Source organism: Psychromonas arctica DSM 14288 (assembly GCF_000482725.1).
Lineage (GTDB): Bacteria > Pseudomonadota > Gammaproteobacteria > Enterobacterales > Psychromonadaceae > Psychromonas > Psychromonas arctica.
The window spans coordinates 299,391-318,988 of the sequence record NZ_AXWP01000008.1 but is presented as its reverse complement, the minus strand read 5'-3'; the positions used below and the strand labels follow the sequence as shown (position 1 = coordinate 318,988).

At 38.3% G+C, this 19,598-nt stretch carries 19 protein-coding genes; 9 read left to right on the top strand and 10 right to left on the bottom strand.

The genetic code is table 11. The annotated features are described in order from the left end of the window. Positions 1-91 precede the first annotated feature (91 nt). Positions 92-1,276 (bottom strand): FAD-dependent monooxygenase, encoded by a 1,185-nt coding sequence (locus H592_RS0103415; protein WP_028867525.1) that lies wholly within the window; start codon positions 1,274-1,276, stop codon positions 92-94. A gap of 237 nt (positions 1,277-1,513) precedes the next feature. Between H592_RS0103415 and miaB the strand changes: the two genes are divergently transcribed. From miaB to H592_RS0103370, 9 genes are all read left to right on the top strand, one after another. Then, positions 1,514-2,935, top strand: a complete 1,422-nt coding sequence (miaB, locus tag H592_RS0103410; RefSeq protein ID WP_028867524.1) for a tRNA (N6-isopentenyl adenosine(37)-C2)-methylthiotransferase MiaB — start codon at positions 1,514-1,516, stop codon at positions 2,933-2,935. 45 nt (positions 2,936-2,980) lie between these two features. Continuing rightward, positions 2,981-4,015, top strand: a complete 1,035-nt coding sequence (locus tag H592_RS21425) for a PhoH family protein (protein WP_037070806.1) — start codon at positions 2,981-2,983, stop codon at positions 4,013-4,015. Next, on the top strand, positions 4,015-4,491 hold the full coding sequence (gene ybeY / locus H592_RS0103400) for an rRNA maturation RNase YbeY (RefSeq protein WP_028867523.1): 477 nt from the start codon (positions 4,015-4,017) through the stop codon (positions 4,489-4,491). The genes H592_RS21425 and ybeY overlap by 1 nt, the downstream gene beginning before the upstream one ends. 9 nt (positions 4,492-4,500) lie before the next feature. Further along, on the top strand, positions 4,501-5,373 hold the full coding sequence (corC, locus tag H592_RS0103395; protein ID WP_028867522.1) for a CNNM family magnesium/cobalt transport protein CorC: 873 nt from the start codon (positions 4,501-4,503) through the stop codon (positions 5,371-5,373). Between the two features lie 56 nt (positions 5,374-5,429). Beyond that, positions 5,430-7,109, top strand: coding sequence for an apolipoprotein N-acyltransferase (gene lnt, locus H592_RS0103390; protein ID WP_051368942.1), 1,680 nt, complete (start codon positions 5,430-5,432; stop codon positions 7,107-7,109). A gap of 70 nt (positions 7,110-7,179) precedes the next feature. After that, positions 7,180-8,550, top strand: coding sequence for an MATE family efflux transporter (locus tag H592_RS0103385; RefSeq protein ID WP_028867520.1), 1,371 nt, complete (start codon positions 7,180-7,182; stop codon positions 8,548-8,550). Positions 8,551-8,651: 101 nt separating this feature from the next. Beyond that, positions 8,652-9,440 (top strand): ATP-dependent zinc protease family protein, encoded by a 789-nt coding sequence (locus H592_RS0103380; RefSeq protein ID WP_051368939.1) that lies wholly within the window; start codon positions 8,652-8,654, stop codon positions 9,438-9,440. Positions 9,441-9,448: 8 nt separating this feature from the next. Further along, positions 9,449-10,975 carry an inactive transglutaminase family protein gene (locus tag H592_RS0103375; protein ID WP_028867518.1) on the top strand — a complete coding sequence of 509 codons (1,527 nt, stop codon included), beginning with the start codon at positions 9,449-9,451 and terminating at the stop codon, positions 10,973-10,975. 3 nt (positions 10,976-10,978) lie between these two features. Next, positions 10,979-11,947, top strand: a complete 969-nt coding sequence (locus H592_RS0103370) for an alpha-L-glutamate ligase-like protein (RefSeq protein ID WP_028867517.1) — start codon at positions 10,979-10,981, stop codon at positions 11,945-11,947. A 586-nt stretch (positions 11,948-12,533) separates the two neighbouring features. Here the strand turns inward: H592_RS0103370 and H592_RS0103365 are convergent. From H592_RS0103365 to zapE, 9 genes are all read right to left on the bottom strand, one after another. Beyond that, a complete protein-coding gene (locus H592_RS0103365) occupies positions 12,534-12,965 on the bottom strand; it encodes a ClpXP protease specificity-enhancing factor (RefSeq protein WP_156916065.1) in 432 nt (143 codons plus the stop codon). 33 nt (positions 12,966-12,998) lie between these two features. After that, positions 12,999-13,634 (bottom strand): stringent starvation protein SspA, encoded by a 636-nt coding sequence (gene sspA, locus H592_RS0103360; RefSeq protein ID WP_028867515.1) that lies wholly within the window; start codon positions 13,632-13,634, stop codon positions 12,999-13,001. A gap of 106 nt (positions 13,635-13,740) precedes the next feature. Beyond that, entirely contained in the window at positions 13,741-14,478 is a 738-nt protein-coding gene (locus tag H592_RS0103355) for a cytochrome c1 (protein ID WP_028867514.1), read from the bottom strand. Next, positions 14,478-15,755, bottom strand: a complete 1,278-nt coding sequence (locus tag H592_RS0103350; RefSeq protein ID WP_028867513.1) for a cytochrome b — start codon at positions 15,753-15,755, stop codon at positions 14,478-14,480. The genes H592_RS0103355 and H592_RS0103350 overlap by 1 nt, the downstream gene beginning before the upstream one ends. Further along, entirely contained in the window at positions 15,755-16,345 is a 591-nt protein-coding gene (gene petA, locus H592_RS0103345; RefSeq protein ID WP_028867512.1) for a ubiquinol-cytochrome c reductase iron-sulfur subunit, read from the bottom strand. The genes H592_RS0103350 and petA overlap by 1 nt, the downstream gene beginning before the upstream one ends. A 249-nt stretch (positions 16,346-16,594) precedes the next feature. After that, complete coding sequence (gene ftnA / locus H592_RS0103340) at positions 16,595-17,119, bottom strand: non-heme ferritin (RefSeq protein WP_028867511.1); 525 nt, start codon at positions 17,117-17,119, stop codon at positions 16,595-16,597. 111 nt (positions 17,120-17,230) lie between these two features. Beyond that, positions 17,231-17,620: a 30S ribosomal protein S9 gene (gene rpsI, locus H592_RS0103335; RefSeq protein ID WP_025565144.1), complete on the bottom strand. Its 390-nt coding sequence runs from the start codon at positions 17,618-17,620 to the stop codon at positions 17,231-17,233. A 15-nt stretch (positions 17,621-17,635) separates the two neighbouring features. Then, positions 17,636-18,064 carry a 50S ribosomal protein L13 gene (gene rplM, locus H592_RS0103330; RefSeq protein WP_028867510.1) on the bottom strand — a complete coding sequence of 143 codons (429 nt, stop codon included), beginning with the start codon at positions 18,062-18,064 and terminating at the stop codon, positions 17,636-17,638. Between the two features lie 341 nt (positions 18,065-18,405). Continuing rightward, a complete protein-coding gene (gene zapE, locus H592_RS0103325) occupies positions 18,406-19,515 on the bottom strand; it encodes a cell division protein ZapE (protein ID WP_028867509.1) in 1,110 nt (369 codons plus the stop codon). Positions 19,516-19,598 lie beyond the last annotated feature (83 nt).

The window sequence follows — 19,598 nt, the reverse complement described above, 5'->3', positions numbered from 1 at the left end:
GAAAGAACAGTTAGCGACAAAATACGCTAACTGTTAATAAAAAAGCCGCTTTTGCTCTTTTATTAACAGTTAGCGGCTTTTTTTATATTGCTTAATTAATACCCATCGCATAACGCATCACTCTATTTTTAATTTGTCCCGATTGTTGGGCTACGCCTAAAAAGCTTTTTCTTATGATACGAATCAATGGGTCATCGGACTTACTGACTTTATAAAACACATCCATGCCTGTTTGCATTAATAAGTTGGCAGGTCGACGCTGGCATTGATAACGTTTTAATATTTCTGGAATCGATAAATCGCTACATTGAGTGAGCAGTTCCACAAGACATTGCACATCTTTGAAACCTAAATTAACGCCCTGTCCTGCTAATGGATTAATAGTATGAGCTGCATCCCCGACCAACACCACACTGCCTTGATAATATTTTTTAGCATGGCGTCTAGTCAGTGGAAACCCACCTTTATTATGGACTTCAAAATCAAATTCAAGCTTAGGAAATTCCGCTAAAATAGTTTGTTTGAGCTGCTGATTATTTAAGCTTTGTAGCAGCTTTATTTTCTGTGGACTGTGATACCACACTAAGCTTGCATTATTACCTGCTAGTGGCAAAAAAGCACAAGGGCCTGTTTCTCTAAACTCTTGCCAAGTCACGCTTTGCTGCGCGGAATCGGTGGTTATATTAATCAATAAACAATGTTGGCGATAATCCCAACTTGTCACAGGCAGTTGTAAGTGTTTACGTACCCCTGAGTTACCACCATCACAGGCCAGCAATAAATCAGCTCGAATAGTCTGTTGATCTGCAAGCGTCACCGTCACTATGCGCTGGCTGTTTTTATTTTCAGTGTCGACATGCTGGGTAATATTCACGACTTCTGTCTGTTCATAGAAGTGAACATTCGCTAACTGTTTAAGGCGCTGCCACAGTACAGCTTGGATCCAACGGTTCTCTGCGATATAGCCTAATTGCTCAGCCCCAATATCATCGCTTGAAAAAGCTAATTTTTGGCTACCCTTTTCCCATGTTTCTAAACCTTGATAAGCACATAAGCGGTCAAGCGGTATATCATCCCAAACTCCAGCTTGTTCAAGTAAGTGTTTACTTTGAGCGCTAAACGCTGAAACACGCAGGTCAAAAGGCTCACCTTGCTCAGGCATTAGCACCGGTGACTTTTCAATAAGGTGTAATGTATCGCCATGTTTAGCCAGTAGCAATGCAGATAAAGCACCGACCATTCCACCGCCAACAATAATAATTTCTCTGTTTGCCATTACACCCTCAATTTTTGAATTGATATTTAATAGGTTATTGTACGTAAAAGAATGCCCCTTGGGAAAATTAACCTGATTTTTTAATTGCTTAAAATCAAGATACAGAGAGTTATCAAGAGAAATAGAAAAACGAATGAAAAGCATGCAAACAAAAAGTAGCATGATTGCCTTGATGTGCGTAAAATGCGACCTCGTTTTAAGAAACACACTAATTAGTCAGCATAGTAGGCAGTGAATATGAGCATGAAATTACACGTTAAAACCTGGGGTTGTCAGATGAATGAGTACGATTCATCTAAGATGGCGGACCTTTTAAATGCGAGCAACGGATATGTTTCTGTTGATGAAGCAGAAGATGCTGACGTGATCCTACTCAATACCTGTTCTATTCGAGAGAAAGCGCAGGAAAAAGTATTCCACCAACTTGGTCGTTGGAGAAAACTAAAAGAAAAAAATCCTAGCATCATTATTGGTGTTGGAGGTTGTGTTGCTTCACAGGAAGGTAAAGCGATCCGCCGTCGAGCGCCTTATGTAGATATTGTTTTTGGCCCACAAACGTTACACCGTTTGCCAAAAATGATTCAAGATGTAAAAGAAAACAAAGGTAACGTGGTTGATGTCAGTTTTCCTGAAATTGAAAAGTTTGATTCAATGCCAGAGCCTAAAGCAGAAGGTGCAACGGCATTTGTTTCAATCATGGAAGGTTGTTCTAAATATTGTACTTTCTGTGTTGTACCTTACACACGTGGCGAAGAAGTTAGTCGCCCGTTAGACGATATCCTATTAGAAGTTGCACAACTGGCAGAGCAAGGCGTTCGTGAAATCAATTTATTAGGCCAAAACGTAAATTCTTACATTGGTGCAATGCACGATGGTGAAGAATGTAGTTTTTCTGAATTATTGCGTTATGTTGCTTCAATTGATGGTATTGACCGTTTACGTTATACCACCAGTAATCCAATCGATTTTACTGATGAAATCATTGATGTTTACCGTGATACTCCTGAATTGGTGGACTTTTTACATCTGCCAGTACAAGCAGGCGCGGATCGTATTTTAAACTTAATGAAACGTGGCCACACGGTTGCTCAATATAAAGAAAAGATTGCCGCATTAAAAGAAGTGCGTCCTAATTTAACGATCAGTTCAGACTTCATCGTTGGTTTCCCAAATGAAACCGATGAAGACTTCCAACAAACCATGGATCTTATCAACTACATTGGTTTTGACACTAGCTACAGCTTTATTTATAGCCAACGTCCTGGTACACCAGCGGCAGATATGCCAGATGATGTTACGTTAGACACCAAGAAAAAGCGTTTAGCTATCTTACAAGATCGAATCCATCAGCACTCTCAATTGATTGGTCGCCGTATGGTAGGATCAATACAACGTATTTTAGTAGAAGGTCCGTCACGTAAAAACATCATGGAATTATGCGGCCGTACCGAAAACAACCGTATTGTAAACTTCGAAGGCGATCATCGCTCAATCGGTGGTTTTGTTGATGTTGAAATTACTGAAGTACATACCAACTCAATTCGTGGTAAGTTTGTGCGTGGAGAATCAGAAATGAATCTACGAGAATCAATTCGACCAAGTGATATTGTGAATAAAAAAGCGAACAAGCTTGGTGTTGAAACTTTTATACCAGCTTAACTTTATTTTTATCACTTTTAGCTCAGCAAAAGAAGGCGTTACAATTTGACCACAAAATTAACGACAGTACACCTTGAATTAATCCCCGCAGACAAAGACCGTTTAGCGGTTTTATGCGGTTCATTTGACGATAATATTAAGCAAATTGAACGCCGTTTAGGTGTTGAAGTAATCTATAAAGATGCACATTTTCAAGTGGTTGGTGAGCACCGTTACGCTCAAGCCTGCAGTGACTTATTGAATGACTTATATATTGAGACGCAACCAATTAAAGGCAAAGCGCCTCGTTTATCAGATGAAGATGTACATTTAGCCTTACAAAACTTAATCAGTGAACACCGTTTACTAGAAGTAAAGCCGGCATCAGAAGAGGTTGGTTTTAAGAGTTTAACCATTAAAACTAAACGCGGTGTTATTAAACCGCGTGGTGAAAACCAAACTAAGTACGTAAGTAATATTCTTCGTAATGATATTACCTTTGGTGTCGGCCCTGCCGGAACAGGTAAAACTTACTTAGCCGTAGCTTGTGCCGTAGAAGCGTTAGAGCGCCAAGAAGTTCGTCGTATTCTATTAACCCGCCCAGCTGTTGAAGCAGGTGAAAAGCTAGGTTTTCTACCAGGTGATTTATCACAAAAAGTAGATCCTTATTTGCGCCCTTTATACGATGCATTATTTGAAATGTTAGGTTTCGAAAAAGTTGAAAAACTGATTGAGAAAAACATTATTGAAATTGCACCTCTGGCTTATATGCGCGGACGCACGTTAAATGATGCATTTGTTATTTTAGATGAAAGCCAAAATACAACAACAGAACAAATGAAAATGTTCTTAACACGTATTGGCTTTAATTCTACTGCGGTGATTACCGGTGACATTACACAAATCGATTTACCTCGCCATCAAAAATCTGGTTTACGCCATGCAATTGAAGTATTAGGTGAAGTCGATGAAGGTATCAGCTTTAACTTTTTCTTAGCAGATGATGTTGTTCGACATCCTGTTGTTGCACGTATTGTTAAAGCTTACGATGCCTTTGATAGAAAGAAAGAAATAGCAGAAAGTGAAGCGAGAAACGCGTAATGGAACTTTATGTGGATTTACAGCTTGCGAGTGAAAACCAACAAGCATTGCCTGACTTGGCACAATTAGAAAAATGGATAAGTGCCACCATCCTTGCAGCTAGTGATATAATACGCGATGATGCTGAATTGACGGTGCGTATTGTAGACAGTGAAGAAAGTCAGCAGTTAAACCACCAATATAGAGAAAAAGATAAACCAACGAATGTTTTATCTTTTCCTTTTCAAAACCCGCCTGGGATCACTTTACCCTTATTAGGGGATCTAGTAATCTGTAAACAGGTGGTTGAAAAAGAAGCAGCAGAGCAACAGAAAACGTTGGTCTCACATTGGGCACATATGTTAATACATGGTACGCTGCATTTATTAGGTTACGACCATATTGATGATGATGAAGCAGAAGAAATGGAAAGCATTGAAACTAAACTCATGATTGAGTTAGGTTTCGGTGACCCTTATTTAAGCGAAAAAGAGTAAATAAAATTAATGTCGGAAGATTACCATTCTAGCAACGAGCAGCCTAAAGAAGGTCTGCTCGATAAAATAGGCAACCTTTTCCAAGGCGAGCCAAAAAGTCAAGATGAGCTATTAGATGTGATTGATAGTGCTAAACAGCGCCAAGTTATCGATCAAAAAACCAAAGAAATGATAAAAGGTGTGATCGACGTGTCTAAGATGCGCGTTCGAGACATCATGATCCCACGTTCACAAATGGTGACATTGGGTTTACATCAACCAGTTGAAGAATTATTACCAGAGATCATCAACTCTGCCCACTCCCGCTTCCCTGTGATCACTGAAGATAAAGACCACGTTGTTGGTTTGTTATTAGCCAAAGATCTTATTCAATATGGCTTCAGCTCAGATCCTGATGAGTTTAAAATAGAAGACATTCTCAGAGAAGCCGTTGTGGTTCCTGAAAGTAAACGCTTAGATACCCTTTTAAAAGAATTCCGAAGCCAACGTTATCATATGGCAATCGTTGTCGATGAATACGGCGGTGTTTCAGGATTGGTCACTATTGAAGATATTTTAGAAGTGATTGTCGGTGAAATTGAAGATGAATTTGATTACGAAGAAGAAGATGAAATTCGTCAAATAGGCAAACGTACTTACACAGTAAGTGCGCTCACCACACTGGCTGATTTTAATGAGTTCTTTGAAACCGATTATAATATTGAAATCCAAGATACAATTGGTGGATTAATTTTGCATGAACTAGGCCATTTACCTAGCCGTGGCGAAAAGATAGCCATTAATGAGCATAAGTTTAAAGTGACAAATGCAGACAATCGTCGCTTAGTACAATTACAAGTACGTGTTCCAAAAGAACTAAAAAAAGAGCTTAAAAGAGATTGAACAAAAGCTTAAGCAAATCACTGAGTAGAATCGCTTCTACTCAGTTCGGGAAAATAATGATTGCAGCGTTGTTAGGCGCGATACAAGTCTTTGCTTTTGCACCTTTCCAACAATGGTGGGTTTTGTACCCTTCGTTTGTTGGTTTATTGTTATTACTGCAACATACGCAATTACCCAACAAAAAACTATTCTTAATCTGCTTTAGTTTTAACCTCTCAATGTTCGTTGCCACTATGCACTGGATCTATGTCAGCATGGATCTTTTTGGCGGAATGCCGAGTATTGTTAGTGGCCTATTAATTGTTGTATTGTGTGCTTATTTGGCCTTGTTTCCCACCATCGCGCTATGGTTAACTTATAAAATTAAGCTCCCTCCATCAGTTTCTGCGATCAGATTGCTGCTTATTTTACCGAGTTTATGGTTAATCACGGACTGGTTACGTGGCTGGGTATTAACAGGTATGCCTTGGGCTTACCTTGGTTACAGTCATGCAGACACCCCCTTAGTTGGATTTGCACCGATTTTTGGTGTGCAAGGCGTTACCTTAGCTATTATTCTTATTTGCTCAGCATTAACGTTGTTGGTCTCTCAACAATTACAATCGCTATCTAAAAAGATATCTAAACAAGTCTCGAAATCAATACAACCCGTATCTAAATCAGTACAAAAGCTATCTTTCCTATTGATTATATTTTTAGTGTCTAGCGGTTACGGCTTACAACAACTTACCTTCACCAAATTACAGCCAGCAATCAATGTGGCATTAGTACAAGGTAATATTGACCAAAATGAAAAATGGAAAGCGGATCAACTGTATCCTTCTTTGTTTAAATATTTAGACTTGTCAAAACCTCGCGTGCCACCTTTTTCAGAGCCACTTATCAACGCTCAAAGTGAAACAAAAATTAAAGCTAATAAAACAACTAAAGCAGATGCCGAACAAACTAATTTAAAAAGCCAGCAACAAACCAATAAAAATGAGTTAATCATTTGGCCAGAGTCAGCAGTTGCAGGCCTTGAAATTGATATGCAGCGTTTCCTACAACCTTTATCAAAGGAATTAGCAAATCAAGGTAAAACACTATTAACGGGTATTATTAATTATAATATTAGAAAAAATGAATATTTTAATAGCATTATCATGCTCGGAAAACTGCCAGAAGGACAAGGCTATTCCCCGATAAGTCCCAATAGATACAATAAACATCACTTATTACCGATCGGTGAATTTGTTCCCTTTGAAGATCTTTTACGCCCTCTTGCACCTTATTTTAACTTGCCAATGTCGAGCTTTAATCGAGGCCAACAAGTACAAAATAACTTGAGATTTGATCAAACAACTTTAGCGCCAGCGCTATGTTATGAAATTGCTTTTCCGGAATTATTACGAAAGAATGTTCATCAACAAACAGGGTTGATTATCACATTAAGTAATGATGCTTGGTTTGGTCACTCTATTGGCCCCGATCAACATTTAGAGATAGCGAGAATGCGTGCTATTGAGTTCGGACGACCGCTATTACGCAGTACGAATAATGGTATAACAGCAATTTATAACAGTGTCGGTGATGAGTTAGGTCGATTACCATCAAATACAGCCGCGGTATTAAGACGTTCAGTACAACCCGCCTATGGACAAACCCCTTATCAACAAATAGGGCAAATACCATTATTTATCTTTTGTTTTTTTGCTTTATTATCAGCGTTTATTTTAAAAAAAAGACAAGCAGTTTAATCATCAGCAGCTACACAAAAACTAAAACTATTTCCTAAACTGCTCGCTCAGAAGTTGATTAAGGTGTGTTATGAAAAATAAAATTCTTACGTTTCGCGATAAAGGCTTTCAAAAAAAACTGTGGACCTTAGCGTTACCTATCACTCTACAATCTCTGCTTTATTCATTTCTTGGGTTAGTCGATATCCTGATGGTGAGTCAACTCGGTGAAACTGAAATTGCAGCCGTCGGTTTAGGTAATAAAGTATTTTTCTTTAACTTGCTAATGATGGTTGGTGCCAGCCATGCAGGCGGTGTGCTTGCTGCTCAATATTTTGGTGCGAAAGAGCTTTCAGGCTTACGTCGTAGTTTAATCACCTCTTTATTAATTAGTTTTGTTGTCACCTTACCTTTTGTTGCATTTTATGTACTCTCGCCAAGCTCTGTCACAGGTTTAGCCAGTGATGATCCTGTGTTGCTTATTTTCGCTAACCAATATTTAAAAATCACAGCCTACAGCTTTATGTTTATCGCAGTCGTGTTGCCATTAGAGACCGCACTACGCTCTGCTGGCGATACTAAAACGGCCATGAATATTAGCTTTTTAGTGCTGCCACTGAACGCTTTTTTTAACTATATTTTAATATTTGGGCATGCTGGTTTTCCAGCAATGGGAGTAGAAGGCAGTGCTTGGGGAACTTTTTTAGCTCGCGCTATTCAAATGCTATTATTGATAGTATTTATTGCTAAAAAAAGGCCTTTTATCTTAGCCAGTTTAGCAGAGGTAAAGACTGCTTTATCGCTGTTAGACATCAAACGTTACTTGAAACTTGCGATTCCAATGATATTACATGATAGCGGATGGGCTTTAGGCGTTTTTGTTTATACCCTAATCTTTGCCATGATTGGTGTACAAGAGTTAGCTGTAATGAGTATGGTGTCCACGATAGAACAAACGATATTCGCCTTATTTATTGGTGTAGCAATTGCTAGTGGCACCATGATTGGTCATGAGCTAGGAGCAAAAGCATTCGATAGAGCTTGGCAACAAGCTTGGACATTTATTTTATTTGTGCCGGTTTTAGCATTTATATTTATACCGCTGATCATCTATTTTAGAGAGCCGGTATTATCGTTATTTCCAACACTCTCTACATCGGCTAACGCAAGTGCATCACAGGTATTGTTAGTACTTGCTTGCGCGCTATTTATCCGGGTAGTGAACTTTATTGGGATTATTGGCGTACTACGCAGTGGCGGCGATATCAATTACAGTACATTTATGGATATATTTTGCATGTGGTGTGTTGGTATTCCACTGACTTTTATTGCAGTCACTTATTATAATTTCAGTTTAGTAGAAGCTTATATTGTCACGCTATCTGAGGAGTTAATAAAAGTAATATTAGTCATTCACCGAGTACACAAAAAACACTGGCTTAGGAATGTATTACCTACTTAAACCTAAACGATAAAGGGCTTCATAAGCAATTTATCACTGCTATTTATAGCGCAAACTGATACCATATTTTTTTGATTTTTAACTAACGCTAAGGAAATCGCATGTTTTTAAAAAAAACGGCCATTATAACACTTACTTCACTATTTTTGACCGTTGGATGTATCTCTATTTCTACCACTGAAACTGAACAAAAAATTCAGCAAACACTCACCGAACAAGCGACAAAAATTACAGAGTTAGAAACTGAATTAGCGACTTCCAAAGCAGATATTGAACAAAAAAAAAGCTCATTAGAAGCCGTGAAAACTGATTTGGAAAAAACACAAAAAGAAGCGCAAACACTTAATCAACAATTAGCACAACAAATAGCAATCCAAAAAGCTGCGGCAGCAACTCCCAAAAGAAGCAATGTTGTTGTTAGCAAAGTGAGTAAACGCGATATTTACCTAGATAAAACGGTATTGGGTCAAACCGAATGGCTATATATCAATAAAGCGAAGAGAAGTTTCAGAGCACGTGTAGATACTGGTGCCGCTACCTCGTCAATTAATGCAGTGAATATTCAACATTTTGAACGTGATGGTAAAAATTGGGTTCGTTTTAACATGGCACACGATAAAGATGCAGAAGCAAAAATCATTGAAGCAAAAATCGATCGTTACGTAAAAATATTACAATCTAGCGAACCAGGTGAAAAAGATCGCCGCCCAGTGATCAAGCTTAATGTACGTGTTGGTAATATTACTCAGCAATCTGAATTTACCTTAACCGACCGTCAACACATGGACTATGCAGTACTCATTGGTCGTAGCTTTATACAAGACGTCATGATTGTTGATGTTAGCCAAGATTATATTCACCCTAAGTATCAAGCTGAAAATAATAAATAGGACTCCTAATGAATGCTCGTATTTTCTTTTTCACCTTGGTAGCAGGACTTTTTTTACTGGGTGTGTTTCAAACAGTACAGCGCCATTTGGCTTTTGATATCCCTTGGATGCCAGGTGAAACACGGTCAGTCTGGAATATTGATGCCAAGATTGAATTTGAAGCGACCGGAAAACCTGTGCTCGCCTCATTGAGCACACCAAATAGCCAAGCGGGCTATACGCAAATTAGTCAAAATGCAGCTTCTCCGGGTTACGGTTTATCTTTTTTATATGAAGATAATAAACCACAAGCACAGTGGACAATTCGCCAAGCGACAGGCCCTCAAACACTTTATTACAATATTCAGCTACTAGTCGATAGCGAGAGTGTAGATCAACCTATCACTAAAATGCCTGAGCTATTTGATCCTGAATATGGTGCTGCTGGCCTAGCTGCTGGTACTGATATTATTAAAGATGCCTTTAAAACCAGTGCTGATGCTTTTAGTTTTACTCGTGAAATTTTAAAACAATTAAATGCAGAACAACCTAATCAAAGTATTAGATTGGTACTTGCTTCTAAAAACTCTAAAACAAACATTCTGGTTGGATTACTTAACGAAGCGAAGATTCCCACTAAAAAAGTCGGAGCGTTAGTTTTAGAAGATGGTCGTCGCCGTCAGCATTTGCAGCCCTTGATTGAAGTTTTTCAAGAAAAAAATGGAAAAATTGAGTCTCGCTTATTTGATGCATCAAGCCTTCAAGAAGTAGCTCGTAAAGATCTATTATTGTGGGATCAAAGTGGTAAAGCATTATTAGAATTAACCGGAGGAGTAAATTCTAAAGTTAGTTTCTCAATGATTCAGCAAGACCAACCAGCATTAGCAGCTATTTTGCAAAAAAATGATAATGAGCATTTATTCAATTTCTCGATCCATAGTTTACCGATTGAAGATCAGTCTTTGTTTAAAGGCATTTTAATGATTCCATTAGGTGTGCTGATCGTGGTTATGATGCGTGTTTTGATTGGTTTAAAAACATCTGGTACTTTCATGCCGGTGTTGATCGCAATGGCGTTCATTCAAACTAGTTTGATCACAGGCATTGTCGGCTTTGTGATGTTAGTTGCTGTCGGTTTATTTATTCGCTCCTACCTTTCGCACCTAAATTTATTACTGGTGTCGCGTATTTCCACCGTGATTATTATGGTTATTCTATTGATTGCGATGTTTGGTGTTTTGTCTTACAAACTTGGATTAACTGAAGGCCTTAAAATCACCTTCTTCCCAATGATTATCTTGTCTTGGACCATTGAGCGTATGTCAGTATTATGGGAAGAGGAAGGTGCTAAAGAAGTATTCAAGCAAGGTGGTGGTAGTTTGATCGTAGCTGTATTTGCTTACTTCGTAATGAGTAATGATGTCACTAGACACCTGATGTTTAACTTTATTGGACTGCAATTTGTGGTTATGGCACTAGTGCTTTTACTAGGCAGTTATACTGGATACCGCTTACTAGAATTACGCCGCTTCAAGCCATTAGTGGATAAGGGGTAGCGCATGTTTTTCTGTAGCCCTTTTAAGTTAAAGAAAAAAGGCATAATGGGGATGAATGAACGTAACAGCCGATATATAGGCCGTTACAACCCTAGACGTTTATATCCTTTAGTGGATAATAAATTAAAAACTAAAATTATTGCACGTGATGCAAATGTCACCACACCAGCCCTTTTAGGTGTGATTACCATGCAAGCGGAAGTAGAAACCGTCGAACAGTTTATTACCAATACTCCTGGGTTTGTAATAAAACCTGCTAAAGGCAGTGGTGGTAAGGGGATTCTTGTTGTTACCAAAGTTAAAAATGGTCGCTATTACAAATCCAATGGTAATGAAGAAAGTCTTTCAGAGATCAAACGCCATGTGACTGATATCTTAGCGGGCTTATTCAGCTTAGGTGGTAGCGCAGATGTTGCTGTAATCGAAGGTTTAATTCAATTCGATAGTGCATTTGATGGTTTTAGCTTTGAAGGTGTACCTGATGTACGCGTTATTGTATTTAAAGGTTTTCCTGTGATGGCAATGATGCGCCTTTCAACGGCCGCTTCCGATGGTAAAGCAAATTTACATCAAGGTGCTGTCGGTGTTGGTATTGATATCGCCACAGGAAAGGCTATTAATGCAGTTCAGTTCGACTTGCCAGTTGAACGTCACCCAGACACGGATAAAGAGCTAAAGTTACTTGTAGTGCCTAGTTGGGAGCGTTTGATTTACTTAGCAGCAAGTTGTTACGAGATGACAGGAATGGGATACCTAGGGACGGATATGGTATTAGATCGCGATATCGGCCCGATGCTATTAGAACTCAATGCACGCCCAGGATTGGCTATTCAAATTGCTAATGGTACAGGTATCTTACCTCGCCTTAAATTAGTCGAAAGCTTAAAGGATGCAGACAAAATGACCGTGGAAGAACGCGTTGCTTTTTCTAAAAAGCATTTTGCAGAAACACCTTTAATAGAAACACAGTGATGATAATTAAAGGTTAAGTTGGTAGCCTTTTTAAGGCCTGACTCAATACATACAATAAAGCCGATAACATAACCTATTATCGGCTTTTTGCTTTCATAAACTAGTCTTTAATCATTTCTTGTTTAATACCTAAATCCACATAACCAGATTAGATGGCCAGTTATACCATTAATGTCACTAATATCATTAATTCCGTTAATTTAATGATCAAATATTACGTAGGAAAAAGGAGCTAGTTTAAGGTAAAATTTCCGTAAACGGTTGCTTCCTTTACACAGTTTTTAACGCGAAAATAGCTCCTTTTAACCAGTAAGATTGATCAGTTAGCTAGCGGAGTTAATGGTATAAGTATAGGACCAATTATTGCCAAGGAAAAACACATCCACTTAAAGCAAAAATTGCGTCAAATAATTGTTCTCTTTGCAAAATATCTAACCCAGAGTGATCTATTTTAACCAACAACAATGACTCGCTATTTAGCTGAATTGTATTACGACGTTAAAAACAAAAGGCATAAAAAAACCGAGCAAGCTCGGTTTTTAAAAAGGTATAACTAAATGTTTTATATGCTGTAAATACTATTTAGTTACTTAACGACAGTAAGGAACGATTTTTTGTTATTACCTTTTGTGTTAGCACCTTTTGTATCCTGTTGTACTTGTTTCTTATCTTCAACGACTTGCATAGGCACATCAGATTCATCATATGCTGGCTCATCGGGGAAAATAGTACCTGCGCCATTCTCACGCGCATAAATCCCCTCAATAGCATACATAGGCACATAAACTTGTGTTGGTATGCCTGAGAATCGAGCATTAAAGGATAACGCATTATCATCTAATGAAAAATCAACCACAGAGCGCGGCGCAATATTTAATACGATTTTACCATTTTCTACAAATTGTAATGGTACATCAACATGTGGTTTGGTCGCATCGACAATTACATTAGGCGTGCATTCACTATCAACTATCCAGTCATAGAAAGCACGCATTAAATAAGGACGTTGTACTAACATTTCCGACATATAAAATACCTACAAAATTAAGAATTAAGCACCGATACGAATTTCGCGTTCAGTTTCAGTCATTGATGCTTGGAATGATTCACGTTCGAATACTTTAACCATGTAACTCTTCAAGCCCGTTACGTTGTCGTAACCTAAGTCAATTTTTAACTCAGGTAGACGCCATAGTAAAGGAGCCATGTAACAATCAACAATCGTAAACTCTTCAGACATGAAATAAGCAAAATGTTCAAATACAGGTGCAACTTCAAGAATTTTAGCACGTAATTTTACACGAGCAGGTTCAGCTTTAGTTTCATTACCTGACATGATGAGTGCTACTAAAGGATACCATTCACTTTCAATACGTTGCATCAGTAGACGGCTTTTAGCTCGTTCAACTGGGTATACAGGCATTAATGGTGGATGTGGGAAACGCTCATCTAAATATTCCATAATGATACGTGAGTTATATAAAACTAATTCACGGTCAACTAATGTTGGTACATCACTATTTGGTGTTAACTCAGCTAACTCCTCAGATGGGTTCTCTTCGTCTACTGTTGTGATGTCAACATTGACACCTTTTTCAGCTAATACGATGCGAGTTTGATGACTATATAAGTCAGATGGTCCTGAGAACAACGTCATTACTGAACGTTTATTTACAGCTACGGCCATGGAATACCCCTAGTAGTTAAAAAATTAAGTGTTTAAAAAACACAAACGGCAATGACGTCATAGTGACACCATTGCCGATAAGATAATAGAGAAAGTGTGTCGGCGATTAGTGAATATCGCGCCAGTACTCTTTCTTCAATAAGTAACTCAGTACAAATAAGATAATTAGGAAACCAATTACCCAAAAACCTAAGCTTTGACGCTCTAGTTTATTCGGCTCACCTGAATAGACTAGGAAGTTTACCAGATCTAACACCGCTCGGTCATACTCATCGGATGACATCTCACCCGACTCGACACTTTCCAGTGCCACAACTTGGTGGTGTTCAACGCCTTTTTCATCAACAGTAGTTTCGAAAACGGCAGTTGGAATCCCCTGTAACTCTTCCAATACATGCGGCATACCCACATCTTTAAAGACAACATTGTTCACACCAAATGGGCGAGCAGGATCTTTATAAAAAGAACGTAGGTAAGTATAAATCCAATCTGGTCCACGTAAACGTGCTTCCAAGGTTAAATCTAATGGTGCATTACCAAACCATTTAGCCGCATCTTTTTTATCCATGCTGTTTGTCATTAACTCCCCAATTTTACTATTTGTAAAAATTAGGTTGTCTTTCATTAACTGATCTGGGATCCCTAAATCAGTCGCAACACGTTGGTAGCGTTGATGCGCAGTTGAGTGACAAGCAGAACAGTAGTTCATGAATAATTTTGCACCGTTTTGCAATGATGCTTTATCCGTTAAATCATAGTTAGCTTTATCTAAATGAACCGCTGTACCTGCTGCAAATACTAAACTCGGTAAAAGTGCCACTAAGGCGATCAATAATTTTTTCATTAGTGTGTCAACCTCGTTGGTAATGGTTTGGTTTTTTCATTTTTACTGTACAAGAACAGTGCAATAAAGAATCCAAAATATCCGACAGATGCAATCTGTGCAATAAGCGTATATAACGGTGTTGCGGCTAATGCACCTAGTACACCTAATACGATGAAACAGATAATGAACTGTGTAATATTTAGTTTATGAATCCAACTACGGTAACGTATTGATTTAACTTTACAGCGATCTAACCACGGTAATAAGAATAGGATCGCAATTGAACCACCAAAGAACACAACACCAATCAATTTATCAGGTATCGCACGTAGAATGGCGTAATACGGCGTGTAATACCAAACTGGTGCAATGTGTGCTGGTGTTTTCAAACCATTTGCAGCTTCAAAGTTAGGTGGCTCAAGAAAGAAACCGCCGCCCTCTGGAATAAAGAAGATCACTGCCGCAAAACAGATTAAAAATGCCGACACGCCCATGATATCTTTCACCGTAAAATATGGGTGGAAAGGAATCGCATCAATAATATCTTTTTTACCACTGTATTGCTTGTGGAACGTGAACTTACCTTTAGCTTCTTCAGAGGCAGAACCTTTCTTCTGTTTAATCTCTACACCATCAGGGTTATTTGAACCCACTTCATGTAGCGCAACAATATGTAGGAATACCAAAGCCACTAAGGCTAATGGTAATGCAACTACATGTAACGCAAAGAAACGATTAAGCGTTGCACCAGAAATAACGTAATCACCTCGGATCCAAAGTGTTAGGTCATCACCAATAACAGGGATCGCACCGAATAATGAAATAATTACTTGAGCACCCCAGAAAGACATTTGTCCCCAAGGTAATAAGTAACCCATGAATGCTTCAGCCATCAACACTAAGAAGATCAACATACCGAAGATCCAAATTAATTCACGCGGCTTTTGGTATGAACCGTAAATTAAGCCACGGAACATATGTAAATAGATAACCACGAAGAAAGCAGATGCACCGGTTGAATGCATGTAACGTAATAACCAACCGTAAGGTACATCACGCATAATGTATTCGATTGATGCAAACGCACCTTCAGCAGAAGGGTTATAGTGCATTGTTAACCAGATACCAGTTAGAATTTGGTTAACTAGCACTAACATTGCTAATGAACCAAAAAAATACCAGAAGTTAAAGTTTACTGGTGTAGGGTATTGCGCTAGATGTTTGTTCCACGTATCCGTCATCGGAATACGTGCATCAATCCAGTCAATGCCGCCCATCGCTAATTTTTTAAGCATTAGGCATCTCCTTTGTCTAAGCCAATAAGAATCGTTGTATCAGATACATAATAATGTGGTGGTATAACGAGGTTTAATGGTGCAGGTACATTTTGGAATACGCGTCCTGCCATATCAAATTTTGAACCATGACAAGGGCAGAAAAAACCAGATTCTACACCCTCAACTTGCTCACCAAATGAATCTGGTAAGTAAGTTGGAGAACACCCAAGGTGAGTACAGATACCCACAGCAACAAATAAATCAGGCTTCAAAGAACGCCCAGATTTACTAACATATTCAGGCTGTTGTGGTTCTGCTGATTGAGGATCTCGTAATTTACTATCTAATGTCGCGAGTTCATCAATGACTTTTTGTGTACGAGAAACTACCCATACCGGTTTACCACGCCATTCGACACGAATTAACTGACCTGGCTGGATTTTGCTAATATCTACACTAACTGGCGCACCAGCAGCTTTAGCTTTTTCACTTGGACTCCAAGATTTCACAAAAGGTACTGCCACTGCAGCAGCCCCTATTCCACCAACAACTCCTGTTGTTAGTGTCAGAAACTTGCGACGACCAGAATTAACAGGCGCATTGCTCATTTAACCATCTCCATTGTGAGCTACTAAAAAAGCAGTTCAAAAATTACAAAACTGGGGGGTATACATCAATCCGTTGAATTATGAATTACGAATGTTTGCATAAAAACTCGCTGAATTTTAAAGAAGTCGCTTGCCATTTACAAGCCATTAACATTACTTTTGAGGGGGAAATACAAAAAAGCATGGCTTAATTGACCATGCTCTCATTAGATTTGCTCTATAAGCAAGAAACGACTCAATTTTATCAGCTTAAACAGCATTATCCATAATTGAAGTCGCACCCGATTTTGCAATTTCAGCAAGATCTTTATCGATCCAATACAAGGCTTTACCATCTTCTCCAACTAAATCGATTTTATCTAGAATGCCTTTAAATAATTTCTCTTCTTCGTGCTGCTCAGCAACATACCACTGTAAAAAATTAAATGTTGAGTAGTCATGAGTAGTGAAAGCAACATGTGTTAATTCATTTATCTTTCTGGTGATCAAACATTCATGCTCATAGGTTTCTTCAAATACTTCTTTCAAAGATTTAAAACCAACAGGGGGTGCATCAATTGAGCCTAAAATAGGTAACGCACCTGTTTCACTAACGTAAGTAAATAAGCGGTTCATATGCTCCATCTCTTCTGTTGCATGCTTACGCAACATTTCCGCAGCACCTTCATAACCTTTATCTTCACACCAAGCACTCATTTGTAAGTACAAGTTTGAAGAGTAGAACTCTAGGTTAATTTGCTCATTCAACTTTTCAACCATCGCCACGTTCAGCATTATTTTCTCCTCTTATTATTTATTGCCTAACCTTAAGGCTCATACCATTAAAAAACAAGCAAAAAAAAGCCCAGTATAAACTGGGCTTTTTTGCAATTCGTAAAAACGAAATTAACGTTTAGAGAATTGTGGACGTTTACGTGCTTTATGTAAGCCGACTTTCTTACGTTCAACTTTACGAGCATCACGAGTTACAAATCCTGCACCACGTAATTCAGAACGTAGTGTTTCATCAAACTGCATTAATGCGCGAGTGATACCTAAACGGATTGCACCAGATTGACCAGTTGTACCACCACCTTTAACAGTGATGTTTAGGTCGAATTTTTCAGCAGAGTCTACTAACACTAATGGTTGACGAACAACCATACATGCAGTTTCACGACCAAAGTATTCATCTAAGTTACGTTTGTTGATAGTGATTTGACCACTACCTGCTTTCATAAACACACGAGCTGTAGAGCTTTTGCGACGACCTGTGCCGTAGTATTGATTTGCCATTGTTTTATATTCCTATTAGATGTCTAAAACTTGTGGTTGCTGTGCAGAATGTTGATGCTCAGAACCAGCATAAACTTTCAATTTACGGTACATTGCGCGGCCTAAAGGACCACGTGGTAACATACCATTTACAGCTTTTTCAATAACACGCTCAGGAGCACGTACGATTAAGTCTTCAAAGCTAATTGCTTTAATGCCACCGATGAAACCTGTGTGGTGGTAGTAAATTTTACCTTTAGCTTTGTTACCAGTTACAGTAACTTTCTCAGCATTGATAACGATAATGTAATCGCCAGTATCAACGTGAGGAGTGTATTCAGCTTTATGTTTACCGCGTAAACGTAAAGCGATTTCAGTAGCTAAACGACCTAGTGTTTTACCTTCAGCGTCAACTACGAACCAGTCGCGTTTTACTTCAGCTGGTTTTGCAACAAAAGTTTTCATTAAGTTATACCCAAATTAATGATTTAAAAAAATATGACAGCATAATTGCAGTCAAAAATGTATTTTTCGCCTTTCCGTATCCCTTCGAATACGTCTAGCGTAAACAGATCCACCATTACAATTGGGGAGGTGGATAACGTGGGCGGCCATATTGTATAGAAAACTACAACAGAGATCACCTGTTTATTACATATTTATGTACAAGTTTTTAACAGGCAAGGATTTACTATTATAAAAGCTTCATTGCAGACCTAAAATGCCTATAACCATTCCCCATACAAACACATGATTTGAGTTCTACTTTTTAATAAAAATAGAACTCAAAGTTTATAAAGTAATGCTTATAAATCAAGATGATGGGCTTTACTTAGGTAGGCTTTACTCTGCATTTCTAATAACCGAGAAACACAGCGTTGGAATTCAAAAGCAAGGCGAGTGCCATGATACAATTCCAACACGTCCACTTCTGCGGAAATAATAAGGACCACGTTGCGATCGTAAAATTCATCAACCATGGCAATAAAACGGCGTGTTAGATCGTTATGTTGGTCATCCATTTTAGGAATATTCGACACCAATACTGTTCGATATAAAATAGCTAGTTCGATATAGTCATGCACACTGCGAGGGCCATCACACAGCTCGCTAAATTCAATGCTTAATGTATCGTTACTAAAGGCGATTGTATTTAACGAACGGTCATTAATAACTATCGCCTGTTGATACTCTTTATCAGCGGCAGCAAAGGTTTCAAAACTATTTTTGATTTGAATTGCTGCATTTTTATCTAACGGATAATGATAAATTTCAGCTTCGATTAATCGTCCTAATCGATAATCTTTTCCACCATCTAGATTAAATATTTCACAGTGCTGATTAATTAACTCAATTGCAGGTAAAAATCGTGCCCGTTGCAAGCCATTTCGATACAAATTGTTGGGATGTATATTAGAAGTTGCAACTAATACCACACCTTGTGCAAATAATGCTTCAAACATACCTGCTAATATCATCGCATCGGTAATATCTTCTACATAAAATTCATCAAAACAGATAATGTCTGTTTTACTCGCAAACTGCTTAGCAATTTCTTTTAATGGGTCTGACTGCCCTTGCAATAAGGTTAACTGTTTATGGACTTGCAGCATGAAATGATGAAAATGTAAACGTTGCTTACGCTCTGTTTTAAGGCCATGAAAAAATAAATCTACAAGGTAAGTTTTACCGCGCCCTACCCCACCGTAAAAGTACAGACCTTTGATCTCAGATTTAGACGAGTTAGTGGTCTTAAACAGTCGCTGTAATAGTGAACTTTTTTGTACGGGCTTAGTCTGATTTTGTAATAAATCATCATATAACCGTTGCAACATAGTAACGGCTTGCAATTGAGCAGGATCTGCAAAAAAGTTGGGTTTTAATAAGTCGGCTTGATATAAAGAAAGTGGCGTCACATTAATGTCTTAATAATTCAGTAAGTTAATCTTTATATAACATATTTTAGCACTATTTAAATAGTACCAAAGGCGATCGGAAA